Consider the following 22,766-nt stretch of genomic DNA (forward strand, 5'->3'; position numbering starts at 1 on the left):
GCAGATGATGAATATCGCCCTGCCTAAGGGCCGACTGGGGGAGCGGGTCTACCAGATTTTGGAGGAGGCCGGCTACCCCTGCCCCTCCATCCGGGAGGAGAACCGGAAGCTGGTCTTTGAAAATCCCCAGGCCGGTGTGCGGTATTTCTGGGTCAAGCCCAGCGACGTGGCCATCTATGTGGAGCGGGCCGCCGCCGATATTGGCATTGCGGGAAAGGACATTCTGCTGGAGTACCAGCCCCAGGTCTATGAGCTGGCCGACCTGGGCGTGGGGAAGTGCAGGATGTGTGTAGCCGGGAAGAAGGGGGCCCGGGAGAGCCGGGAACAGACCCTGCGGGTGGCCACCAAGTTCCCTAAAATTGCCAAGAGCTACTACAGTGCCCTCAGCCGGGACATTGACATCATCAAGCTCCACGGCTCTATTGAGTTGGCCCCTCTTCTGGGGCTGAGCGACGTGATTGTAGACATTGTGGAGACGGGGAAGACCTTGCTGGAAAACGACCTGGAGGTCAAGGAGACCATTGTCCCCATCAGTGCCCGGCTCATTGCCAACAAGGTGAGCTATAAGTTTAAATATGAGGAGATCACCCGGCTGTGCCAGCGGGTGGACGAGCAGAAAAAGGAGGCGGTCCAATGAGCCGGTATATGAGTTCCCGCTTCGACGGCCTGGAGGCCTATGTCCCTGGGGAGCAGCCCCAGGATATGGAGTATGTAAAGCTGAACACCAACGAATCCCCCTTTCCCCCCTCCCCCGAGGTGCTCTCGGCGGTAAACGCCGCCGAGACGCGGCGGCTCAACCTCTATCCCGACCCGGAGGGCAAAGTGCTGCGGGAAAGGCTGGCAGACATGTACGGCGTAAAGCCGGGCAATGTCTTTCTGTCCAACGGCTCTGACGAGCTGCTGTCCTTCGCCTTTATGGCCTTCTGCGATGAGACCCGCCCTGTGGCCTTCCCCGACATCAGCTACGGCTTTTACCCCGTCTACGCCAACCTGTACCGGGTGCCCTACAGGGAGATTCCCCTTCGGGAGGGCTTTGTCCTGGACCCGGCGGACTACTGCGGGCTCAACCGGAACATAGTCATCGCCAACCCCAACGCCCCCACAGGGCGGGCCATTTCCGTGGCCGGCATTGAGGAGATTGTCCGTACCAATCCAAACCACGTGGTCCTGATTGATGAGGCCTATATCGACTTTGGCGGCCAGAGCTGTCTGCCTCTGATTGAAACATACGACAATCTGCTGGTCTGCCAGACCTTTTCCAAGTTCCGTTCCCTGGCGGGCGGGCGGCTGGGCTTTGCCCTGGCCAGCGAGGGGCTGATTGCCGGCCTGGACAAGATGAAATACTCCACCAACTCCTACAACATCAACCGCCTGACCATGGCCGCCGCCATTGCCACCCTGAACAGCAACGGCTACTATGTGGAAAACAGCAAAAAAATCCAGGCCAACCGGGCCTACACCACCCAGCAGCTGGCCAGGCTGGGCTTTGAGACCCTGCCAAGCCTGACCAACTTTATTTTCACCCGCAGCAGGAGCGTAGACGGCAAAACCCTCTACTGGGAGCTGAAATCCAGGGGCGTACTGGTGCGGCACTGGGACAAGGCCAGGATCGCAGACTGGTGCCGGGTGACCATTGGGACCCGGGAGCAGATGGATATTTTCCTGGAAAAGGTCCGGGAGATTGTAAAGGGGGCGGGGGCTGATGCGTAAAGCGGAGCTCACCCGCAGGACGGCGGAGACAGACATCACCCTGTCCCTGGAGCTGGACGGCGCCGGTGTGAGCCAGATTGACACCGGCTGCGGCTTTCTGGACCACATGCTTACCCTCTTCGCCCGCCACGGCCGGTTTGACCTGACCGTCGCCTGCAAGGGAGACACCTATGTGGACGACCACCACACGGTGGAGGACATTGGCATCTGCCTGGGGGACGCCTTTGCCCAGGCCCTGGGGGACAAGCGGGGAATTGTCCGCTACGGCTCCTGCACCCTGCCCATGGACGAGGCCCTGATTCTCACTGCCGTGGACATCAGCGGCAGAGGAATGCTGTGCTGCGGGCTGAATATCCCCACGGAAAAGGTGGGGACCTTCGACACTGAGTTGACCAAGGAGTTCCTGATCGCCTTCGCCCGGCGGTCGGATATGACCATCCACGTTACCCAGCTGGCCGGGGAAAACAGCCACCATATTATTGAGGGGGCCTTTAAAAGTCTGGCCCGCTCCCTGGGGGCGGCTGTGTCCATTGATCCCCGGTTTTCCCAGGAGATCCCCTCCACCAAGGGGGTGCTGTGATGCTGGCCATTGTGGATTACGGGGTGGGCAACCTGTTTTCCCTCACCTGTTCCCTCAAGGCGGCGGGGGCGGAGGTGGTTGTCACCGGAGACGAGGGTGTTCTGGCCCGGGCGGACCGGATTATCCTCCCCGGCGTAGGGGCCTTTGGAGATGCGGCGGAAGCCCTGCGCGCCTCCGGCCTGGACCGGGCGGTCCTCCGGGAAGCGGCGCGGGGAAAGCCTCTGCTGGGCATCTGCCTGGGAATGCAGCTGCTCTTCGACTACAGCATGGAGTATGGCCGGAACCAGGGACTGGGCCTGATCCCCGGCTCCGTCCAGCCCATGCGTCCGGTGGTGCCGGCACAGTACAAGGTGCCCCATATCGGCTGGAACGCCCTGCACTTTCCCAAGGACAAGCCGGTCAGCCCCCTGTTCCGGCACATCCGTGAGGGGGACTGCGTCTACTTTGTCCACTCCTTTTATGGGGCGGACTGTGAAGCAAACACCATTGCCACCGCCGAGTACGGCCCGGAGCTGACGGCGGCGGTGGCCAGAGACAACATATACGGCGTCCAATTCCACCCGGAGAAAAGCGGGCAGGTTGGACTGAACATTTTAAGCGCTTTTTGTAAAATATAAGGAGGAACATATTATGATTATCATTCCCGCAATCGACTTGAAGGACGGCAAGGTTGTCCGTCTGCTGAAGGGTGACTTCAACACGGTCCAGCAGGTGGCCGACGACCCCGTCACCACCGCCCAGGCCTTCTACGAGGCGGGGGCCCGATATCTCCACGTGGTGGATCTGGACGGCTCCAAGGACGGTGTGCGCAAAAACTCAGAGCTGGTCAAGGCTGTGACCCAGGTTGGGCTGAAAACAGAGCTGGGGGGCGGCATCCGCTCCATGCAGGACCTGGAGGAGGTCTTTGCCCTGGGTGTCTGGCGGGCCATCATTGGCTCCGCCGCCGTCAGCGACCCGGATTTTGTCAAAGCCGCCGTGGAGAAATTCGGCTCCGAGCGGATCGCCGTAGGGGTGGACGCCAAGGACGGCCTGGTGCGAACCGCCGGCTGGGTGAAGGAAGAGGGCGTCAACTACCTGGACTTTGCCAAGGAGATGGAGGCCCTGGGGGTCAAGAACCTGATCTTCACCGATATCGACACTGACGGCGCCCTCACCGGCCCCTCCTTCGCCCGGCTGAAATTCCTGCTGGAGGGGGTTGGCTGCTCGGTCACCGCCGCCGGGGGTGTGTCCTGCAACGCGGACATCCAGTCGCTGGTCCGCATGGGGGTGGACGCCGCCATTGTGGGCAAGGCCTGGTATGTGGGGGCCCTGGACCTGAAACAGGCCATTGAGGAGGCTGGACCCCAGTGATCACCAAGCGGATCATCCCCTGTCTGGACGTGAAGGACGGCAGGGTTGTGAAGGGGGTCAACTTCCAGGGTCTGGCCGACGTAAATTCCCCGGTGGAGCTGGCCAAATTCTACAGCAGCTGCGGGGCGGATGAGCTGGTGTTCTACGACATCACCGCCTCCGCCGAAGGGCGGTCTTTGTTCACCGGAATTCTCCGGGAGGCGGCCTCCTCCGTCTTCATCCCCCTCACCGTGGGGGGCGGCATCAACACTGTGGACGACTTTGACCGGGTGCTGAAATGCGGTGCGGACAAGGTGAGCGTCAACTCCGGGGCCATCCGTGACCCCTCCCTGATCCATCAGGCGGCCAAGCGGTACGGCGACCAGTGCGTGGTGCTCAGCGTAGACGCCAAGCGGGTGGAGGGACAGTTCCGGGTGTTCGCCAAGGGGGGGAGGGAGGACACCGGACTGGACGCCATTGCATGGATCAAATCCGGGGTAAAAAACGGGGCCGGGGAGATCGTGCTGAACAGCATTGACACCGACGGGGTGAAGGGCGGCTTTGACCTGGAGATGCTGTCCGCCGTCTGTGAGGCGGTGGACGTGCCCGTCATTGCCTCCGGCGGGGCGGGGTGCGTGGAGGACTTTGTCACCCTGTTTGAAACCCTGCCCAAGGTGGACGCCGGACTGGCCGCCTCCATCTTCCACTTCGGCGAGGTGAAGATCCCAGAGCTCAAGCGGGCGCTGGCGGAGCAGGGGATACCGGTGCGGATGTAATAGCCTCCCTTCGCAAAGAGAGGTGGCATTTGCAAAGCAAATGACGGAGGTTTTTCCCCAACGAAACGCATCTGTTTCTTGGGGAAAACCCCCACCCGGCTTTGCCGGAAGCCCCCCTTGCGAAGGGGGCCTTTTGTGCGCTGAAAAAGTTAAGAAAGTGTGATACCATGCTGAACATCGACGAGCTGAAATTTGACGAAAAGGGCCTGATCCCCGCTGTTGTGGTGGATGCGGAGAGCAAAAAGGTGCTCACCCTGGCCTACATGAACCGGGAGAGCCTGGAAATCAGTATAAAAGAGGGCCGCACCTGCTTCTGGTCCCGCTCCCGGCAGGAGCTGTGGCGCAAGGGGGAGACCAGCGGAAACGTCCAGCACATTGTGGACATCACCGCCGACTGCGACCGGGACGCCCTGGTGGTCCGGGTGAACAAGGAAGGCCCCGCCTGCCATCTGGGGACGGACTCCTGCTTCAACGACAGGCTCTTTGAGGGCGGGGCGGCGGAGCCCTTCTGTGTGAAGGGGCTGTACGACCTGCTGGAGGGACGGAAGGAAAGCCTGCCCGAGGGGTCCTACACCACCTACCTCTTTCAAAAGGGTATAGATAAAATCCTCAAAAAGGTGGGGGAGGAGTGTACCGAGGTTATTATCGCCGGCAAGGCCGGGGACAAACGGGAGACGGTTTACGAAATCGGCGATCTGATGTATCATGTGATGGTACTGATGGTGGAGATGGGCATCTCGGTGGACGACGTGCTGTCTGAGCTGGCCTCCCGCCACGTCATAGACCATAAGGTGAAACAGGAGAAAATGACATGATACAAAACCTCCACACCCATGCCACGTTCTGCGACGGCAAAAATACCCCGGAGGAGCTGATTCACGAGGCCATCCGGATGGATATGGACTCCCTGGGCTTTTCCAGCCACGCTCCCCTGGCCGGGCAGGAGGATTGGACCATGTCTCCGGAGGACGTTCCCCGCTACCGGACAGAGATCTTGAGCCTGCAGGAGCGGTACACCGGACGGCTGGAGATTTTTTTGGGCCTGGAGCAGGACTACTACTCCCCACCCCCCGGAAACGGGTGGGATTACCTGATCGGTTCGGTTCACTGCGTAGAGAAGGGAGGCAGACTGCTCCCGGTGGACTACCTCCCCGAGGATTTTGTTCGCAGTGTGCGCCAATATTACGGGGGGGACTATTACGCCTTCGCTGAGGACTACTACCGCCTGGTGGGAGGCATTGCGGAGCGGACCGGCTGCCAAATCGTAGGCCACTTTGACCTGATTACCAAGTTTAACGAGGGGGACAGCCTCTTCGACACCGGTCACCCCCGGTATATCAACGCCGCCCTGGAGGCTCTGGACCGGCTGGCACAGCATGACGTGATCTTTGAGATTAACACCGGGGCCATGTCCCGCGGTTACCGGAGCGCCCCCTACCCCGCCCCGGCGCTGCTGCGGGCTATGCGGGAGCGCAGTCTTCCCATCTGCATCACCAGCGACTGCCATGACCGCTCCAATCTGCTCTACGCCTTCCTCCAGGCGGAGGAGCTGGCCCGCTCCTGCGGCTGCCGGGAGCGGATGGTGCTCACCGGCCAGGGCTTTGTGCCGGTGGAGCTGTAACCACTCTGATACACAGTCCCCCGCCCGCCGGCGGGGGACTGTTATTTTAACAAAAGCTTCACAATTCCCGGCTTGACAGTTAGTTGTGCCTTCTGTATAATACATGACAGCCTGTCACAATGCGGCAAGCTGTCGCAATAAGGAGGGGAACTATGCCCACTGCCACATTTTTTCGATTGCCGGAGGAAAAACGGGAGCGGCTGATTGAGGCCTGCTGGTCAGAGCTGACCCGGGTGCGCTTCAACGAGGTGTCCATCAACCGGATCATTGCCGCCGCCCATATCCCTCGGGGCAGCTTTTATCAGTATTTTGAGGACAAGGAAGAGCTGATCCGCTACTTATTGGAGGATATGCGGGAGTATTTCATTTCCCTGCTTCAAAATATCCTGCTGGAGGCCAAAGGGGACCTGTTCTCCCTCCCGCTGATGGCCTACGACCGCCTTTTAGACCATCAGGGCTACACCGACCCCATGCTGGAAAAGTTCATTCGGATTATGACGTTGAACAAGGGGATGGATATGCAGAGCTTTGTGGGCGGCCCCTGTGATTTTCTGCCGGATCAGCTGTGGAAAGCGACGGACACCTCCAAGCTGCGGCGGAATGACAGGGACTATGTCAGCCAGGTGTTCCGCATGGCCTGCGCCGCGCTGGCCTTTGCCGTTGTGGAAGCGCTGCACCAGCTGGAGCGTCCGGAGGATACCCGAAAGTCGCTGCAATTATGTATGGACCTGCTCCGCTATGGCGGGGCGGCGGAGGAATACAAGGAGGTAGCTGTATGAAACAACGAACGCTGGCCCTGGTGCTGACGGCGGCGCTGGCTCTGTCGCTGCTGGGGGCTTCTGCCCTGGCGGCGGAGGGAGACCTATCCGCTCCGGATACCTCCACGGCTCAGGCGGAGGAGACCCGGGAGAGAGAGACCCGGGAGGAGCCCGAGCCGGGGGAGGAGCCCTCTGGGGAGGGGGGGAGCGGGGAAGAGCCTGGCAGTCTCCCCGCGGAGGAATACATACCAGACCCGATAGGGGCCATCTCCTTTGCCAATCTGGAGCGCCGGATGCACGAGGGCAATCTGCAAATTCTGGCACTTCAAGAGAGCGTTGACGTGGTGGAGGAGATCGACTACGACAAGCTAAAGGCGCAGCTGTGGGAACAGCTCAACGAGCTGGCCAAAACCCAGTGGAGCCTGGTGATGGCGTCAGACTTTATGAGCGACTACGAGTATCACAGCGCCTACGACCAGCTGGATAACGCCTATTCCGCCGTCCGCAAGCAGTTTGACGCCATTAAGGACGGCGACATGCAGGAGGACAACGCGGATACAGTCCGTCAGCTGCAAAGTCTGCAAAACCAGATTGTGGCGGCGGGAGAGGCCACCTATATCGCCCTGGCCGCCATGGAGCTGCAGGAGGACGGCCTGGAGCGCCAGCTGTCCGCCCTGGACCGCCAGCTGGAGGAGCTGGAGCTGCGCTATGAGCTGGGCCATATCTCCTCCTCCACCCTGAAACAGGCCCGGGCGGGCTGGGCCGCCCTGACCAGCGGCCTGTCTACCCTGCGGATGAACCTGAATGTCTACAAGGGCCAGCTGGAGCTGCTGATCGGAGCGGACATCACAGGGGAGATTTCTCTGGGCGCCCTGCCCAAGGTGACCCAGGAGGACCTGGACACCATGGACCTGGAGCGGGACATGGAGACCGCCAAGGAGAACAGCTGGGATATCTATCAGGCCACCGAGACTGTGGATGAGGCGCGCAAGACCTATAACAACAGCGGCGGCGACTACGGCTATAACACCCACCCCGGCGACAGCACCTATATGCGCATCCGCCACAACTGGAACACCGCCAAATACACCTACGACAACACCATCCAGAGCTTTGAGCTGGGTCTGCGCAACCTGTATCTCAAGGTGATGGACTACAAGCAGGTGCTGGACGCCGCCAAGACCGCCCTGGCGGTAGAGCAGGACAACTACGCCGTGGCCCAGCTGAAGCAAAGCCAGGGCACTCTGTCCCAAAACGGGCTTTTGGAGGCTGAGGACAAGCTGAAGGAAGCCAGGGAAAAGGTGGCCGGCGCGGAAAACGACCTGTTTTCCGCCTACAACACCTACCGCTGGGCCGTGGACTACGGCATCATGAATTAAAGGAGACCGACCCATGAAGCAGAAACGAATTTTTTCCATTGCCCTGGCCGCCGCCCTGGCTCTGTCCCTGACTGCCTGCCAGTCCGGCGGAGAGGAGGACGGCTCCCAGGGGGTGGCAGCTCCCGCCGGCGTGGCCGTCCAGGTTCAAGAGGTGGCGGTGGACACCATCTCCACCGAGAACAAGGTGTCAGGCAGGGTGGTTACCGACGGGCAGGAGTCTGTCTTTGTAACGGCCAACGCCCAGTGTCTGGCTGTCTATGTGGAGGTGGGGGACTCGGTGACCGCCGGGCAGACCCTGTGCGCCCTGGACCTGGCCAGCACCCTGTCCTCCTACAACGCGGCCAGTATCAGCTACACCTCCGCCGTCCAGAGCTACCAGGATCAGGCGGCCATCTTCGATAAGCAGATCGCCCTGGCGGAGAAGAATGTCAGCGATTTGAAGGCCCTGTTTGAGATCGGCGCCGCCTCTCAGATGGAGATCGACCAGGCGGAGCTGTCTCTCCAGTCCGCCCAGGCCCAGCGCAACTCCACCCTGGCCCAGCTGGAGGCCGGGATGCAGAGCTACAAGTCCAATGTGGAGCAGCTGGACGCCGTGCTGGAGCATGTGGACTCCCGAGGCAATGTGATCGCCCCTGTCAGCGGAACTGTCATCTCCCTGAGCGCCTCGGAGGGCGGGTTCATCTCCGCCTCCGCCCCGGTGGCTGTGATTGACGGGGTGGACCGGATGGAGGTGGTGGTCTCCGTCTCCGAGGCCCTGGTGCCCAAGCTGGCCCGGGGGGATGAGGCGGATGTGTCCATCAGCTCCCTGGGGGCCAATGTGGTGGGCACTATCAAGAGCATTGACCTGGCCGCCAATATGCAGACCAAGCTGTATAACGTCACCATCTCCATCCAGGAGGATGTGGCGGGACTGCTGGCCGGTATGTTTGCTGACGTCTCCTTCCGCACAGATACCTCCGCCGATACCATTGTCATCCCCACTGAGGCCATTCTTACCAGCAACGGCCAGCAGTATGTCTTTGTGGTGGACAACATTGCCGGGAGTAGCGGTACCGCCCGCTACGCGGCGATCGGCACCGGCCTGACGGGCAACGGCGTGACCGAGGTTACCTCCGGCCTGGGGGCGGGGGATATGCTGGTGACAGTGGGCCAGGCCTATCTGTCTGAGGGCGACGCGGTGCGCATTGTCTCTGAGGAGGACTGAGGCCTGTGGATAATATCGCAAGATTTTGTATCAAGCACAAGGTTACCACCCTGATGGCGGTGATTATGATCTCCATTTTCGGCGTGGTCTTCACCACCCGGCTCCAGCTGGCCCTCCTCCCCGACATGGAGGCCCCCGCTGCCCTGGTTATGTGCTACTACAACGGGGCCAGCCCCAGCGACATGGAGGAGCTGGTCACCCGTCCTCTGGAGTCGGCCATTATGTCGGTGTCCGGGGTGGACGGAGTGCAGTCCACCTCCTCCGACGGGGTCAGCCAGCTCCAGATTACCTATGTGGAGGGCACCAATCTGGACATTGCCGCCACCAAGCTGCGGGAGCAGTTTGACCGGCTGTCCCTCCCGGACGGGGCCATAGACCCCATTATTGTCAATATTAACATTGGCGATTTGATGCCCTCGGCCATGATTGCCCTTCAGGGGGAGGACCTGGCCTCGGTCCAGGCTCTGGCGGAGGACATGGTGTCCCCCGCCCTGGAGCGTATCGACGGGGTGGCCCAGGTGACCATCTCCGGCGGCGTGGAGCAGCAGATTACCGTGGAGGTGGACCCCACCCGGGCGGCAGGCCTGGGGCTGTCCAACAGCTATATCGCCCAGATGCTGGCGGCGGACAACCTGCTCTATCCCGGCGGCGATATGAAAAACGGCACCCAGACCCTCACCGTCACCACCGACGCCAAGTTCCAGACGGTGGAGGATGTGGCCAACCTGATTATCCCCCTCCAGACCGGGGGAACGGTCCGGCTGTCTGAGGTGGCCAGCGTCTTTTTGGAGACGGGGGACCCGGAGGCCGTCGCCAAGACCGACGGCACCGCCTGCGTGGTGCTCCAGGTGTCCAAGCAGTCGGGGGCCAACGAGGTGGCCACCGCCGACGCGGTGGTGGCCGAGATGGCCAAGCTTCAGCAGCGCAACGGCGCGGTGGTCTACACTGTGCTGTACACCGCCTCTGACTACATCAATATGGCAGTGAACGCCGCCGTGCAGAACATTGAGATGGGCGTGGTGCTGGCCGCCATTGTGGTCTTCCTCTTCCTGCGCCGGTGGGGGGCCACCGCCACCATCGCCGTGTCCATGCCCGTGTGTATTCTCACGGTGTTCGTGCTGATGAACGTGTTCCACCTCACCCTGAACATGATGTCCCTGGGGGGCATTGCCATGGGCGTGGGTATGATTGTGGACAACTCCATTGTGGTGCTGGAGAACATCTACCGCTACTCCGCTGAGGGGCACAGCCGGATGGAGTCCTGCGTGGAGGGGACAAAGGAGGTCTTTACCTCTCTCACCGCCTCCACCCTCACCACCGTGGCTGTCTTCCTGCCCCTGGGCCTTACCGGGGGGATGGCGGGCATGCTCTTTGACGACTTCTGCCTGACCATCTCCTTTCTGATCCTGGGCTCGCTGGTCATTTCCGTCACCCTGGTCCCCCTGCTGTGCTACTTTCTGCTGGACGAGAAAAAGGTCCATCAGCACGCCCTGAAAAAGGCGGAAAAAAAGGCCAAAAACCATGCCGCCGGCAAGGTGGGCCTGGGCGTCCGGCTCAACCGGATGTACACCGGCCTGCTGGGCTTCTTCGTCCGCCGCCTGTGGGTGGGGATGCTGGCCTCTGTGGCGCTGGTGGCCGTCTTTATCGCCGCCTGTATGTCCACCAAGATGGTGCTGATGCCCGAGATGGACCAGGGTATGATTCAGATTTCCATCAGCACTCCCGTGGGTACCGAAGTGGAGGCCACCGCTGCCATTGCCGACCGGGTGGTGGACATCGCCATGGAAAATGTCCCGGAGCTGGAGTCGGTCTACCACCTGTCTCAGCCCGAGTCCTCCACAGTGGGACTGGTGCTGGTGGACAAGGAGGAGCGCAGCCGCAGCAGCAGCGATGTGGCCCAGGCTATGCGGGAGCTGACCCGAAATATCGCCGGATGTGAGATCACCGTCTCCTCCTCTGACATGACCGCTATGATGGGCAGCGGCGCGGATATCAGTGTGGACATTACCGGCAACGACTATGACACTCTGGTGATGATCGCCAACGACCTGGCCGCCCAAATTTCCCGGCTGCCCGACGCGGTGGACGTGAGCACCTCTGAGGCCAAGGAGGTGGAGCAGGTCACCGTCACCATGAACCGGGAGGCCGCCTCCCAGTACGGCCTCACCGCCGCAACGGTGGGCGCGGCGGTCCGTTCGGAGCTGTCCGGCTCCACCGCCACCACCGTCACCATCAACAACAAGGAGCTGGACGTGGTGGTCCGGGGGGACGGCAAGGCCGCCGCCAGTCTGGACACCCTGAAGTCCATGGCCATCCCCTCCGCCTTCGGCGGGACAGTGCCCCTGTCCGCCGTGGCCAATGTGGATATTGAACTGGCCCCCCAGAGCATTATCCGGGTGAATCAGTCCCGCCAGCTCTCCGTCACCGGTGACACCATCAGCGGCGACACCACCGCCATTACCCGGGAGATTCGGGGCATTTTAGACGGCTACACCCTCCCAGACGGCTACACCGCCCAGATCTCCGGCGCCTACGAGGACATGATGGAGAGCTTTGGCGACCTGCTGCTGGCCCTTGTGGTGGCCCTGGGTTTGGTCTACTTTGTGCTGGCCTCCCAGTTTGAGTCCTTTGTGATGCCTGTTATCGTCATGATGATTCTCCCTGTGGCCTTTACCGGGGCTCTGTTCGCCCTGCCCCTCACCGGGCGGGACCTGTCCATGATCTCCCTGGTGGCCCTGATTATGCTGGCCGGCACGGTGGTCAACGCCTCCATCATCCTGGTGGACTACATCCGCCAGCGCCGGGAACAGGGAGAGAGCCGGGTGGACGCCATCCTCCACGCCTGTCCCCTCCGTGTCCGCCCTGTGCTGATGACTGCTCTGACCACCATCCTGGCCCTGGTGCCCATGGCTCTGGGCATGGCCGAGGGGGCAGCGGAGATGATGAGCGATATGAGCATTACCATGATCTCCGGCATGGTGGTATCCACCATCATCACCCTGCTGTTTACCCCGGTTTACTACTCCGTCATTGACAACCTGAGCAGCCTCTTCCGCCGCAAAAAGAAGAAGGCACCCCCCGCACCGCCCCCCGCCGGGGAGGAGGCTGTTCCCCTCGCGGTTGAGTAAACATAAGGCACTGAAAGCTCTGTCTTTCAGTGCCTTTTCTTATTTCGCTTTTGGGTAGGGCCTCTGTTCGTCGGTGAGCCCCAAAAGATAGTCTGTGCTGGTGTGATAAAACGCCGCCAAACGGATCAGCACATCGGTGGGAATGTCCCGCTTTCCCCGTTCATAGAGTGAATAACTCACCTGACTGCACTGCAAATACTTTGCCAAGTCCCTTTGAAACAGATCGTTGTCTTCCCTCATGTCGCGTATCCGTCTATACATCTGTGCTGCTCCTCTCAAAGAATTATAGCAATCATCTGATTTGCCGCCCCTGCGGAGCCGGTGTCAGCAATTTTGAAGCTTGCTATAGGTCACACAAAAAAGTATAGATAAAACATTTTGTTTTATTGACTTATAAAGCAAAATGCTTTATAATGGAGCGGCAGCGCTGGACAAATAAAAACAGAAAAGAGGTACAGCATATGAGTTTATCTGATTTGTTACCAATGTTCTTTATCCTGGCCATCATAGCCGCCTTGATAGCTTTTGTGGTGTTATATTGCAGGGCATTTTACGCCGGACGGGCGAAGCGGCAGGAAAAGGTGGAGCAGCAGCGCAAACGCCACGGCGGAGAGTATGTTCTGGAGTGGGACGGCCCTCTGGCCCAGGGGGCGGCAGATCAGGAATTTGGCAGGCTGGTTGTTGTCATCCCCAGAAAGCGTGGAGAGGACGGCGCCCGCTTTTATGAAAAAGGTGTGATTGTGGATCAGAAACGGGTGCCCTATTCGGAAGTAAAGGATATTGTCTACCTGAAGGGCCGCCCAGGCAGAAAATACACTTTAAAAGCCGCTGTGAGAGATTCGGCGGTTATGTGGATTTACCGCAAAAAAGGCTCTACCATTGGAATCCGGGATTTCGGTTATAAGTTTGACGACCAGACCATGGAGAATATTCGAACAGGATTGGGATACTGAACAGGAAAAGGCCCCGCCGGTTGGCGGGGCCTTGCTGTTTATATAATCTTCTTGTCCAAAACATATTTTTGAAGCGCATCCGTCTTCAAAACTCCATCATATTTGCTTTTGACCTTTTTCACTTTATTGTCCTCGTTTATAGAATCAATAAATGCTTTAAAATCGGCATTTTCTCCCACCAAACGGTCAACCATGCTCCAGTCTACGGCGCTCCGGGTCTTGGCTGGGATTAAAATCTGGCTTTGTTCAATATGCTCAGCATCTAATTGAATAAATCCGATTCCAAAGGCAACGCTGAGGCTCTGCATTTCATCCATCAGGTCGTCGCTATCCTCATATTCCAGCGCAACCAGGTATCCCTCGTGCGCCCAGCTGGAGTTGGAAACCGCCTGGAAATAGTTCTCCCGCAGGTCGGCCAGGGTGACCCTTATCTTCATCTCAAAGGAAAACAGCTTGATGGCACTCTCACTGAACGTTTCCAGCACGGACATCGTACTGTCACGGTAATTGCCAAACGGAAAATACACTCCCACCAAGTCTGGATGCAGCCACTTGTTTTTCCCCTTTTTCTTTTTGTCCGATTTCTCATGAAATATCGTTTTTGTATAGCAAAGGAAATGCTGGTCACTGAAGACGTAAGCGCTGAGGAGCGGATGCAGGTCCCGCTCATGAAACCTTCGTACGCTGTTGTCTGAAGTCTCCACAGGTGCGGGGAGAGAAGTTGAGCCCTTCAGTCCAAATCTTGCAGGCTTGATGGAAGCCTTATAGAATTTAGACTGGTTATCCCCTTTTATGCTGACATAGATCTGCGCGCTGATAGACCGCCAAGGAGTGCGTCCGCTGGAACCGCACTTAGCTTGAATGCCCAGCACAGCGGCCTCCTTCCAGATTTCTTCTCCGGAAAGGGGCTTGCCCGTTTTGCGGAGGACCTCCTCTGCCAAATCCAAAAAAGTATAGCTCATATGCCCCTCTCTTTCTCTGCTTTAAAGCTCCAGCCCCTCCAACTCCTTCATCCACAGAGCATTCACCGCGTCGGAGGGCATGCGCCAGTCTCCCCGGGGGGAGAGGGCCAGGGAGCCCACCTTGGGGCCGTCTGGGAGGCAGGAGCGCTTGAACTGCTGGGCAAAGAAGCGACGGTAGAAGTTGTTCAGCCACTTGACAATGGTCTCCCCGCTGTAGTCCTCCCCCAGGGCGGCCAGGGCCAGGCGGTACACCTTTCGGGGACCAAATCCCCAGCGGACGGCGTAGTACAAGAAGAAGTCGTGAAGCTCGTAGGGGCCCACTAAATCCTCAGTGCGCTGGGCAATTTCTCCCTCCTTTGGGGGGAGCAGCTCAGGGGAGACAGGGGTATCCAGAATGTCCAGGAGAACGGCGGCCAGCTGGGGGTCGCTGTCCTGGGCCTGAGCGGCGGCATAGGCCGTCAGGTGGCGGACCAGGGTCTTGGGGATGGAGCCGTTGACCCCATACATGGACATGTGGTCGCCGTTGTAGGTGGCCCAGCCCAGGGCCAGCTCGGACAGGTCGCCGGTGCCGATCACCAGGCCTCCCCGCTGGTTGGCCAGGTCCATGAGTACCTGGGTGCGCTCCCGGGCCTGGCCGTTTTCAAAGGTGACGGACAGGTCCTCCATGGACTGGCCGATATCCCGGAAGTGAACCCGCACCGCCTCGCCGATATCCACGATGCGGAAGTCGGCGCCAATGCGCTCAGCCAGGATTTGGGCGTTGGACTTGGTGCGGCTGGTGGTGCCAAAGCAGGGCATGGTGACAGCCAGAATATCCGTCCGGGGACGGCCCAGCAGGTCGAAGGCCCGGGCGGTGATGAGCAGGGCCAGGGTGGAGTCCAGCCCGCCGGACAGCCCCACCACCGCGCAGGAGGCGTTGGTATGCTCCAGCCGCTTCTTCAGTCCCAGGGCGGCGATCTGGAAAATCTCCTCACACCGCTCCCTCCGGTCCCCGTGGTCCTGGGGGACGAAGGGGTTTTTGGCAATGGGCCGGGTGAGCCGGGTCTCGTCGATCTCCAGGTCGAAATATTGAGGGACCCAATCGGTCTGTGTCCAAGATGGGAAGGTGTTCATTTTCTGTCGTTCATGGGCCAGTCTGCCCACATCGATTTCCGAAATGGTCAGGCCAGTGCCAAAGCGTTTCTCCGCCAGAACCGTCCCGTTCTCTGCAATAATATCGTGGCCCGCAAAGACCAGGTCGGTGGTGGATTCCCCCTCGCCAGCGTCGGCGTAGACATAGCCGCACACCAGCCGGGCGGACTGCCCCGCCACCAGGGAGCGGCGGTAGTCAGCCTTGCCCGCCACCTCGTTGGAGGCGGACAGGTTCAAAATCAAAGTAACGCCCATCTGGGCCAGCTTTATAGAGGGAGGCTCAGTGCTCCAGAGATCCTCGCACAACTCCACACCGATGGTCAGATCCGCTATACTTTCGCATTTGAAGAATTGGCGGGTGCTGACAGTGGCGCTGCGCCCGGCGAGATAGACAACCCAGCCCCGTTCCGCCCCCCCGGCGGGCTCGAACCACCGTCTCTCGTAGAACTCACCATAATTGGGGATATGGGTCTTAGGGACAAGCCCCAATATTTCATCCTTGAAAATGACCGCCGCACAGTTGTAGAGCTTGCTCCCAAAACGCACCGGCAGGCCAAGGGCGGTGAGCATATCCAGGTCCTTGGTCTCCTCCAGAATGCGGCCCAGGGCGTCCTCCGCCCCACGGAGGAGGGTGTCCTGCAAAAACAAATCCCCGCAGGTGTAGCCCGTGACGCACAGCTCGGGCAGGGCCAGCACCTTTACCCCCTGGGCCGCCGCCTCCCTCATCAGCGCAATGATCTGCTCCGCGTTATATGCGCAGTCCGCTACCTTGATCTTCGGCGTCCCCGCCGCTGCCTTGATAAAACCGTCCCGCATGTTCGGGCCCCCTTCGGTCGTGTATTTTCAAGTACCATCATATCCCATTTGCACCCCGATTGCAAGACAAAAAGGGCGCAGTGCGCCCTCATTTCCATTAAATGTATACAAACGTCCCACTTTGGGGCGTTTTCCTTCGTTATATAGAGGGCCCACCCGCCGCAGCGAAAGGAGCCTTTTTTCGGGCTCAATTACATTTTTGTTTTGAGGAGGAATTTCTATGTCCAGCAAACACACAGCCAACTACCAGCTCTGCCAGTGGGAGGCGGAGGACGCCGTGCGGCGCACCGACTTCAACGAGGACAACTTGAAGATCGACAGTGCCATCAGGGCGGTGGACAGCAGGGTAAGCAGTCTGTCGTCAATGGTGGCCAGCCAGGGAGGCTCACTGAGCAGTCATGGCAGTGCCATTTCCAGGCTGGGTAACTGCGCTATCCAGACCTTGACCTACACCGGAACCAACACCACCAGCAAAACGGTCTCCTTTTCCGGGTACCCGGTGATGGTCATTGTCCGGGGCGTGGGCGGCATCGGTTACATGATGTTCATGCGCGGCACCGACACGCCCCTTACCCCCTACTCAAACCCCGATAAATACCCCACCACTTGGGGCTCCAGGTCCTTCACTTGGTCGGCCTCCAGCGCCAGCTCCGCTATGAACAGCTCCGGGTCGGAGTATTATATTTTGGCCCTGCTGGATATGAGTAAGTGATGCCCCACCATAGCCAGTGTTCTCAATCGCCGGCAATAAACTTATACAGCGGCCGCCCTGACAGTTTGTCAAGGCAGCTTTCCCTTTGCCTCCCTCTCTGAGGGAGGTTTTTGGGCGGTGACCAGGGGGGCTACAAAAGGGACCCCGGGCCAAAGCCCGGGGTCCGCTTGATTCACCACATAGCTATAAGCTCGTGGTTTTTATTCGGAGAGAGTAACTGTTATAACACTCACAGCACCAGTGAAGTTACTAACAGTGAACTCCAGAGTAGCAGCAGTATCGGTGGTAAATGCCTCGCCTGCAGCGAACTCCGCGATAGCAGCCGCAGTCTTGTAGGTGCCTTCCGCATCCGCGCCATTAGCCGCAATCAGAGCCTTCACGTCTTTCGTGCCGACAGTACCATTAGTGGTAAACTTCAGAGTGACTTTCAGGGTCGCGTCGGTTTTAACCAGAGTGTCAGCGCCCGCAGTCAGCTTGTCAGCCTCATTAACAACCAGCTCCATAATGGGGGCGTTGTTGGTGGTGTCAATGGAATCGCCGGTAGTGGTAGTGTGCGTACCAGCGGCAATAGTGGTGGCGGACAGTTTGAAGTAGCCCTTGGTGCCGTTGGTCTCAATGACTGCACCATTCGTGACAGCAGCAGTAGAGTCACTGGACGGAATAGCAGTCTTCGTGCCAGCGGTATCCTTATAAATGAAGATGTTTGCACCAGCGTTATCAATAGTAATATTAGCCAGGGTCAGGAAGTCGTTGGTTTTCACATCATCCTTATTCTTGGATACGACGTTCACACCGTTTACTGTGGCCACAACCAAGTCATTGGCAATGTTGATACTGTTAGCAGCAATGTCCCGACCATCGACCTTCAGCCCAGCGGTGGAACCGTCGCGGTTTGTTACAAGCTCAACATTCTCGCCCTTAGACTTGAGGTACTTATAAGCAAACTCGAACTTCTCCTCGTCAGTATCCAGGTTGGTAGCCACCTTGTTGGTCTTGATGTTTACCACGGAGTAGTCATTGGCGATGAAGTAGGCCACACCGTCAATCTGATCGTTGGTCGTGACAGTGATAACCGCATCCTTCGCAGGCATCTGGAAGTGGAATACGCCGGTGGAACCAACTGCGGTCGCCTTACTCTCAGCAGCACCGTACTCTTTCTCAGACCACTTGGCACTGGCCAAATTCACACCTTCCACAGCGGACCGAACCAGGACGTACCTGCCCTCGGCGGCGGTCACAGAACTGCCCCATTCCTCGTCGGCGGGGATGGTGCCAGCAGTGGGAGCATTATCCATCACGGCGAACTCCAGGGTATCCTTCACGTTGGGGCCAACTTCGACAGCATAGGTGGTGGGCTTGGGAGCCTCAGGCTTGATCTCGGTGTCCTTGATGATGACATACACGAAGTCGCCGCCAGTGGCCTTGAGGCCAGTGTCAAAGGTGATTGCAGCGCCGTCGGTCGCGATTGCACCGCTGGTTGCAGTAGTCTCACCATCCGCCTTGGTGGCGCCTACGATCTCGTAGCTCGCCTTGTCAGCGGGAGCCTTGTACTGACGGGTCTCAGGCAGAGTGAAGGTGAACTTGAAGCCAGCATCAGCAGTGCCGACCTTCATGCTTCCGTCGCTGTCGCTGTCGATTGTACCCATAGCAGCAGTAGCGTCAGCGCCAGTCTTGGTGTCATAGACATACTTGACAGCGGCGTTGGTCCACTTCACATTGCTGATCTCAGCCTTGAGCTGGCTGGCGTCGATCAGGCCCTTATCAATGGCGCTCTCCAGGTCACTCACTCCAGTGACGCCAGAGAAGGAATAAACATCACCATCGCCAAGAGCCTTGGTGCCAAAATTTCTCTCGGTCAGAGTCTTAACCACACTCACGTTGTCGCGGATGGTGACATCGAAGGTTACCTGATTTGCACTGTTCACCTCAGCAGCCCACTCAGGAGCCTTGAAGTTCACAGTCAGGCTGACCTTGCCCAGGCGGGTGGTGTTGATGTTGCCGCCGATGCTGCCCTTGGCAATAGCAGTACCCTCAGCCGCAGTAACCTTGCCGCCGGTCTGTTCCTCATCACCGCCGGTAGTCGGCTTGTTATCGGGGGCGGCGTTCTTGTCGTTGATGATAATAACGGTGGCGGAGTTGTTCACCAGAATGGCGTTCAGCTCGACCAGAGACCACTTGTTGGTCCAGTTGGCCTTCTCATACTTGACGTTCATGTCTTTCAGAGCGTTGCGCAGGCCATTGTAGCCGGAGTAGACAGTGCAGTCCTCAACGGAGTCGAACAGGCCCACAGTGCCGTCGCTCTTCAGCTTGCTGCCCAGAGCCAGAACAACCTTAACGTCGGGGGACACGGCAAAGCCCTTGGTGATGTCGTCCTCGGTGTACAGGGTGCCCTGCTCATCAAACTTGATGGCGGCGGGCAGAGAGACGTCGTGGAGCAGGACATTGTCCTTCTTGGTCACGGCCTCGCGGGCATCCTTGATGTCCTGGATAAAGCCGTCGGTCAGGTCGCCGTCCTCAATCTTGGTCTTCAGAGCCTCAGCGCGGCGGACGTTGCCGTCAGCGTCGAACTTGATTTCGTAGCACTCGCCCTGGAGCATATTGTCAGTGCCGATCTCCTTCAGGGTCTTGCCCACGTACTTGATCTCGGTCTTCTTACCGTCGATGATGACCTCACGGCTCCAGGTCCACTTGCCGTCGTTGTCGGCGCGGGTGGTGTTGCCGTTGTAGGACTCCCACTTCACCTTGCTGCTGTTTACATAGGCCCAGTTGGAGGAGATGCCCTCGTCCTCGCCGATGGTGACAACAGCAATGATGTAGTTCTTGTCGTTGTACAGGGTGTAGATTTCCTCGGCGGGAGCCTCGTAGAGGTTGCCGTTCTCGCTGACGTCCTCGCAGTTCTTCACGGAAATCTTAACATTCCGGTGGCCGGTCACCACGGAGGTCACATCACTGATGATGCGGCGGCTGCGGTTCGCGCCATTGTAGTCCTTGGCGGGGATGTTATCCAGCTCCACGTTCAGGTACACGGTCTTGTCGTCGCCGTAGGTGACGGACTGAGCGGTACCGGCGTAGTCCTTCACGCCGCCGGTGGTGGCGTAGCTGGGCAGAGAGATGTGCTTTTGATCAATGGTGGTCTCGTCACTGCCGGCCACCTTGTCAGTCTTCCACTGAGCGGCCTTGGCGGTGGTGGGACGGGGGGACTCGGAAATCTGGTCCAGAGTGTACACGTCGTTGGAGTCCACGCGGTAGGTGCACCAGGTGTTGGCCTGAGAGGGCTCGTCAAAGCGGCCCAGGGCGCTCTCCTTGGTGTCCACCTTCACGGTCTTCATGGTGCCGTCCAGGTGGATCACGTTGGCGTCTACCATACGGGTGGACAGGTTGCTGTAGCCCTGCTCAATGCCGGTCAGGAACACGTACTGGTCGGGATCCTCATTCATCTCCAGACCGATAGCATAGCCGTACTTGTCCAGAATCACATTGTAGGTGACATCCTTCATGTTGACCTTGTCGTACTGATACAGCACCTCCACGTCGTAGCGGGCGGTGGAAGCGTAGTCATACTGGGTGCCGCTCAGGTTGATCCAGTCACGCTGAGAGAAGGAGTTAATCACGGTATCGCTGACAACCTCAGGAGCAGCCATGGTCTGGATGGCGCTGTCGGCCACGGTGACCAGGAACAGATCGTCTTCCTTCACGTCCTTGATGTCGAAGTCATCGCCGTCAACGGTGATGGTCTCAACAACAGAGGTGGTGTCGTTGGGGTTCTTCTTTGCGTAGACACGGGCCTGCACATCATCTGCGATAGCATAGACATCCAGCCGCACATCATCATCCTTGGCATCATAGTCCTCGGTGGCCTTGGCCAGGTAGGTGTTAATGACGGAGATGTAAACGGTATACAGGCTGGGATCGGTGTACTCAGTGTCCACAAAGACCTGGGTCAGAACACCCTTGCCGGTGCCGCCCACGCCGTCCTTGTTGGTCCGGTACAGGTCATTCTTGTCAAAGTAGGAGCCGGCATCCTTCAGCACGGCAGCGCCCTTGGCGTCGTCATACTGCACGCCGTCAACAGCGATCTCGAACCGATAGGTGTCAATGGTGTTCTTGGTCAGCAGCTCATACAGAGTCTGGCCAGTGACCTTGGTGGTATACTCCTGCTTCAGCAGCTCCTTCTTCACATAGGTGCCGATTTCGTTGCCCTTGTACTCCCAGATGCGGGAAGGACGGTTGAAATCATCGACCTGCTTGTCATACAGCTTCAGCTCGCCGTTGTACAGCTGCTCGCCCAGTTCCACAATGGGGGCGTCGTTGGCGGAACCCATGGAGGTAGCGCCCACGCTGCTGATAGAACGGGCAAAAGCCTTGTTGCTGGTGACAAAGACGTAGTTGACCTTGCCGCTGGTGGCAATCACCTGACCGTTGGAGTCAAAGTAGTTCAGGGTGTTGCCGTCGGCCTGGACCATGCCGCTCTGGAGGGCGTTCAGCACCATCTGAGCCACCTGATTACGGGTCATGGGCTCGGTAGCGCTGGAGCCAACACCGTCAAAGATGCCGATGTTGTTGCCCTGGAGGACGGTGGAGACCTCAAAGCCGTTGGCGTAGTCGCTCTGGTACTTGAAGTAACCCAGGGCACGCATCAGCATAGAGGCGGCCTCCACAGCGGTCACAGTGGCGCCGGGATCGTACACGCCGTCGCCGCGGCCGGACACAATGCCGTTGGCGGCGCAGGCGCCGACCCAGCCCCGGGCCCAGTCGTACACGTCGTCAAAGGGACAGGTAGCAGTATAGTAGTTGTAATCCAGGTTCAGCAGTTTGCCCATGACAACCGCCATCTCAGCGCGGTTGACGGAACGCTCAGGGCCAAAGCCCCGCTCGTCGCCGACCATGACTTCGATGGTCTGCAGAACCTCGATCGCTTCGACGTTGTCAGTTTCGCTGACATCGTCGTAGCCCGCAGCCGCGCTGGAACCGACAACCATCATGCCCAGGAGCATGACAGAGGCCAGAGTGAGGCTGAGGGCCCGCTTCAGGTTTCTCATTCGGATTTCCTCCTTTAATTTTTTTCGGCCTGAGAGGGGCCGGTCTGGCCGAAACGCATCCTCATCCGATCTTTGGTAGACCCCGTAAGTCCAACCCTTTTGCCGGAAAATTCTGCGTTTTGACCAAAAAATCAGAGGTTTTTTAACGTTCCCGCCCTGCCACCGCCGTGTCACGCCTCTTGCATGGCGTTAAAGATTGCAAAAACGAGTAGAAATCCGCAAAAATCACCTGATTCGATATAAAAAAGTGCAAACTGGTAGACGCCTGGTAGATGACCTGGAAAATGGAAAACCAGCCAATCCCTTGCGCCGCAGAGGATTGGCGGGTTTTGAGGTAGACATTTGGTAGACTTGATGGCCCAAGTGCTGCCATGCAAAGAAAAAAGGGCGCAGTGCGCCCTCATTTCCATTAAATGTATGCAAACGTCCCACTTTGGGGTGGTTTTCTGTGTTTTATAGAGGACCGATAAGCCTCCCTTCGCAAAGGGAGGGGGACCGCCGCCGCAGGCGGTGGCGGAGGGTTTTCTCCAACACACCGCCGTAATTCGGGGAAAACTCTCACCCGGTTTCGCCGGGAGCCCTCTTTGCGAAGGAGGCCTCAGGGGTGTGCTCTTCGCAAGGGGCCTAGAGGTTGTCTGAAAAATAAATATTGTACAAGTCGTTTGAAG

General features: G+C 58.8%; 18 protein-coding genes. 14 read left to right on the forward strand and 4 right to left on the reverse strand.

The window, feature by feature from the left end:
* The first annotated feature begins 4 nt into the window (after positions 1–4).
* From hisG to NFS22_RS08750, 12 genes are all read left to right on the forward strand, one after another.
* Positions 5–637 carry an ATP phosphoribosyltransferase gene (gene hisG, locus NFS22_RS08695; protein WP_251317330.1) on the forward strand — a complete coding sequence of 211 codons (633 nt, stop codon included), beginning with the start codon at positions 5–7 and terminating at the stop codon, positions 635–637.
* Entirely contained in the window at positions 634–1,710 is a 1,077-nt protein-coding gene (gene hisC / locus NFS22_RS08700; protein ID WP_251317331.1) for a histidinol-phosphate transaminase, read from the forward strand. Before hisG ends, hisC begins: the two co-directional genes overlap by 4 nt.
* Positions 1,703–2,290 (forward strand): imidazoleglycerol-phosphate dehydratase HisB, encoded by a 588-nt coding sequence (hisB, locus tag NFS22_RS08705; protein ID WP_251317332.1) that lies wholly within the window; start codon positions 1,703–1,705, stop codon positions 2,288–2,290. The genes hisC and hisB overlap by 8 nt, the downstream gene beginning before the upstream one ends.
* A complete protein-coding gene (hisH, locus tag NFS22_RS08710) occupies positions 2,290–2,907 on the forward strand; it encodes an imidazole glycerol phosphate synthase subunit HisH (protein ID WP_251317333.1) in 618 nt (205 codons plus the stop codon). Before hisB ends, hisH begins: the two co-directional genes overlap by 1 nt.
* 13 nt (positions 2,908–2,920) lie before the next feature.
* On the forward strand, positions 2,921–3,640 hold the full coding sequence (gene hisA / locus NFS22_RS08715) for a 1-(5-phosphoribosyl)-5-[(5-phosphoribosylamino)methylideneamino]imidazole-4-carboxamide isomerase (RefSeq protein WP_251317334.1): 720 nt from the start codon (positions 2,921–2,923) through the stop codon (positions 3,638–3,640).
* Positions 3,637–4,395, forward strand: a complete 759-nt coding sequence (hisF, locus tag NFS22_RS08720) for an imidazole glycerol phosphate synthase subunit HisF (protein WP_251317335.1) — start codon at positions 3,637–3,639, stop codon at positions 4,393–4,395. The genes hisA and hisF overlap by 4 nt, the downstream gene beginning before the upstream one ends.
* A gap of 167 nt (positions 4,396–4,562) precedes the next feature.
* The gene (gene hisIE, locus NFS22_RS08725) at positions 4,563–5,210 is read left to right on the forward strand and encodes a bifunctional phosphoribosyl-AMP cyclohydrolase/phosphoribosyl-ATP diphosphatase HisIE (RefSeq protein ID WP_251317336.1); all 648 of its coding nucleotides are present in this window, start codon (positions 4,563–4,565) and stop codon (positions 5,208–5,210) included.
* Positions 5,207–6,016 carry a histidinol-phosphatase gene (locus NFS22_RS08730; RefSeq protein ID WP_251317337.1) on the forward strand — a complete coding sequence of 270 codons (810 nt, stop codon included), beginning with the start codon at positions 5,207–5,209 and terminating at the stop codon, positions 6,014–6,016. Before hisIE ends, NFS22_RS08730 begins: the two co-directional genes overlap by 4 nt.
* Before the next feature lie 152 nt (positions 6,017–6,168).
* Positions 6,169–6,795: a TetR/AcrR family transcriptional regulator gene (locus NFS22_RS08735; protein ID WP_251317338.1), complete on the forward strand. Its 627-nt coding sequence runs from the start codon at positions 6,169–6,171 to the stop codon at positions 6,793–6,795.
* Positions 6,792–8,153, forward strand: a complete 1,362-nt coding sequence (locus NFS22_RS08740; RefSeq protein WP_251317339.1) for a TolC family protein — start codon at positions 6,792–6,794, stop codon at positions 8,151–8,153. Before NFS22_RS08735 ends, NFS22_RS08740 begins: the two co-directional genes overlap by 4 nt.
* A 13-nt stretch (positions 8,154–8,166) precedes the next feature.
* A complete protein-coding gene (locus NFS22_RS08745; RefSeq protein ID WP_251317341.1) occupies positions 8,167–9,357 on the forward strand; it encodes an efflux RND transporter periplasmic adaptor subunit in 1,191 nt (396 codons plus the stop codon).
* 5 nt (positions 9,358–9,362) lie between these two features.
* Positions 9,363–12,485, forward strand: a complete 3,123-nt coding sequence (locus NFS22_RS08750; protein WP_251317343.1) for an efflux RND transporter permease subunit — start codon at positions 9,363–9,365, stop codon at positions 12,483–12,485.
* A gap of 39 nt (positions 12,486–12,524) precedes the next feature.
* On the opposite strand, the gene NFS22_RS08755 is transcribed toward NFS22_RS08750, so the two are convergent.
* Positions 12,525–12,746, reverse strand: coding sequence for a helix-turn-helix domain-containing protein (locus tag NFS22_RS08755; RefSeq protein ID WP_251317344.1), 222 nt, complete (start codon positions 12,744–12,746; stop codon positions 12,525–12,527).
* Between the two features lie 200 nt (positions 12,747–12,946).
* On the opposite strand from NFS22_RS08755, the gene NFS22_RS08760 reads away from it, so the two are divergent.
* Entirely contained in the window at positions 12,947–13,438 is a 492-nt protein-coding gene (locus NFS22_RS08760; protein ID WP_251317345.1) for a hypothetical protein, read from the forward strand.
* Positions 13,439–13,476: 38 nt separating this feature from the next.
* Here NFS22_RS08760 and NFS22_RS08765 read toward each other — a convergent pair whose 3' ends face one another.
* Together NFS22_RS08765 and NFS22_RS08770 are read right to left on the reverse strand one after the other, a co-directional pair.
* On the reverse strand, positions 13,477–14,400 hold the full coding sequence (locus NFS22_RS08765) for an HTH domain-containing protein (protein WP_251317346.1): 924 nt from the start codon (positions 14,398–14,400) through the stop codon (positions 13,477–13,479).
* 21 nt (positions 14,401–14,421) lie between these two features.
* Positions 14,422–16,347 carry an NAD(+) synthase gene (locus tag NFS22_RS08770; protein ID WP_251317347.1) on the reverse strand — a complete coding sequence of 642 codons (1,926 nt, stop codon included), beginning with the start codon at positions 16,345–16,347 and terminating at the stop codon, positions 14,422–14,424.
* Between the two features lie 220 nt (positions 16,348–16,567).
* Between NFS22_RS08770 and NFS22_RS08775 the strand changes: the two genes are divergently transcribed.
* Positions 16,568–17,059, forward strand: coding sequence for a hypothetical protein (locus NFS22_RS08775; protein ID WP_251317348.1), 492 nt, complete (start codon positions 16,568–16,570; stop codon positions 17,057–17,059).
* Positions 17,060–17,259: 200 nt separating this feature from the next.
* Here the strand turns inward: NFS22_RS08775 and NFS22_RS08780 are convergent, their stop codons facing one another.
* Positions 17,260–22,098: an S-layer homology domain-containing protein gene (locus NFS22_RS08780; RefSeq protein ID WP_251317349.1), complete on the reverse strand. Its 4,839-nt coding sequence runs from the start codon at positions 22,096–22,098 to the stop codon at positions 17,260–17,262.
* Positions 22,099–22,766 lie beyond the last annotated feature (668 nt).

Origin of the sequence: Flintibacter muris (assembly GCF_943192995.1) — a bacterium.
GTDB classification, from domain to species: domain Bacteria; phylum Bacillota; class Clostridia; order Oscillospirales; family Oscillospiraceae; genus Lawsonibacter; species Lawsonibacter muris.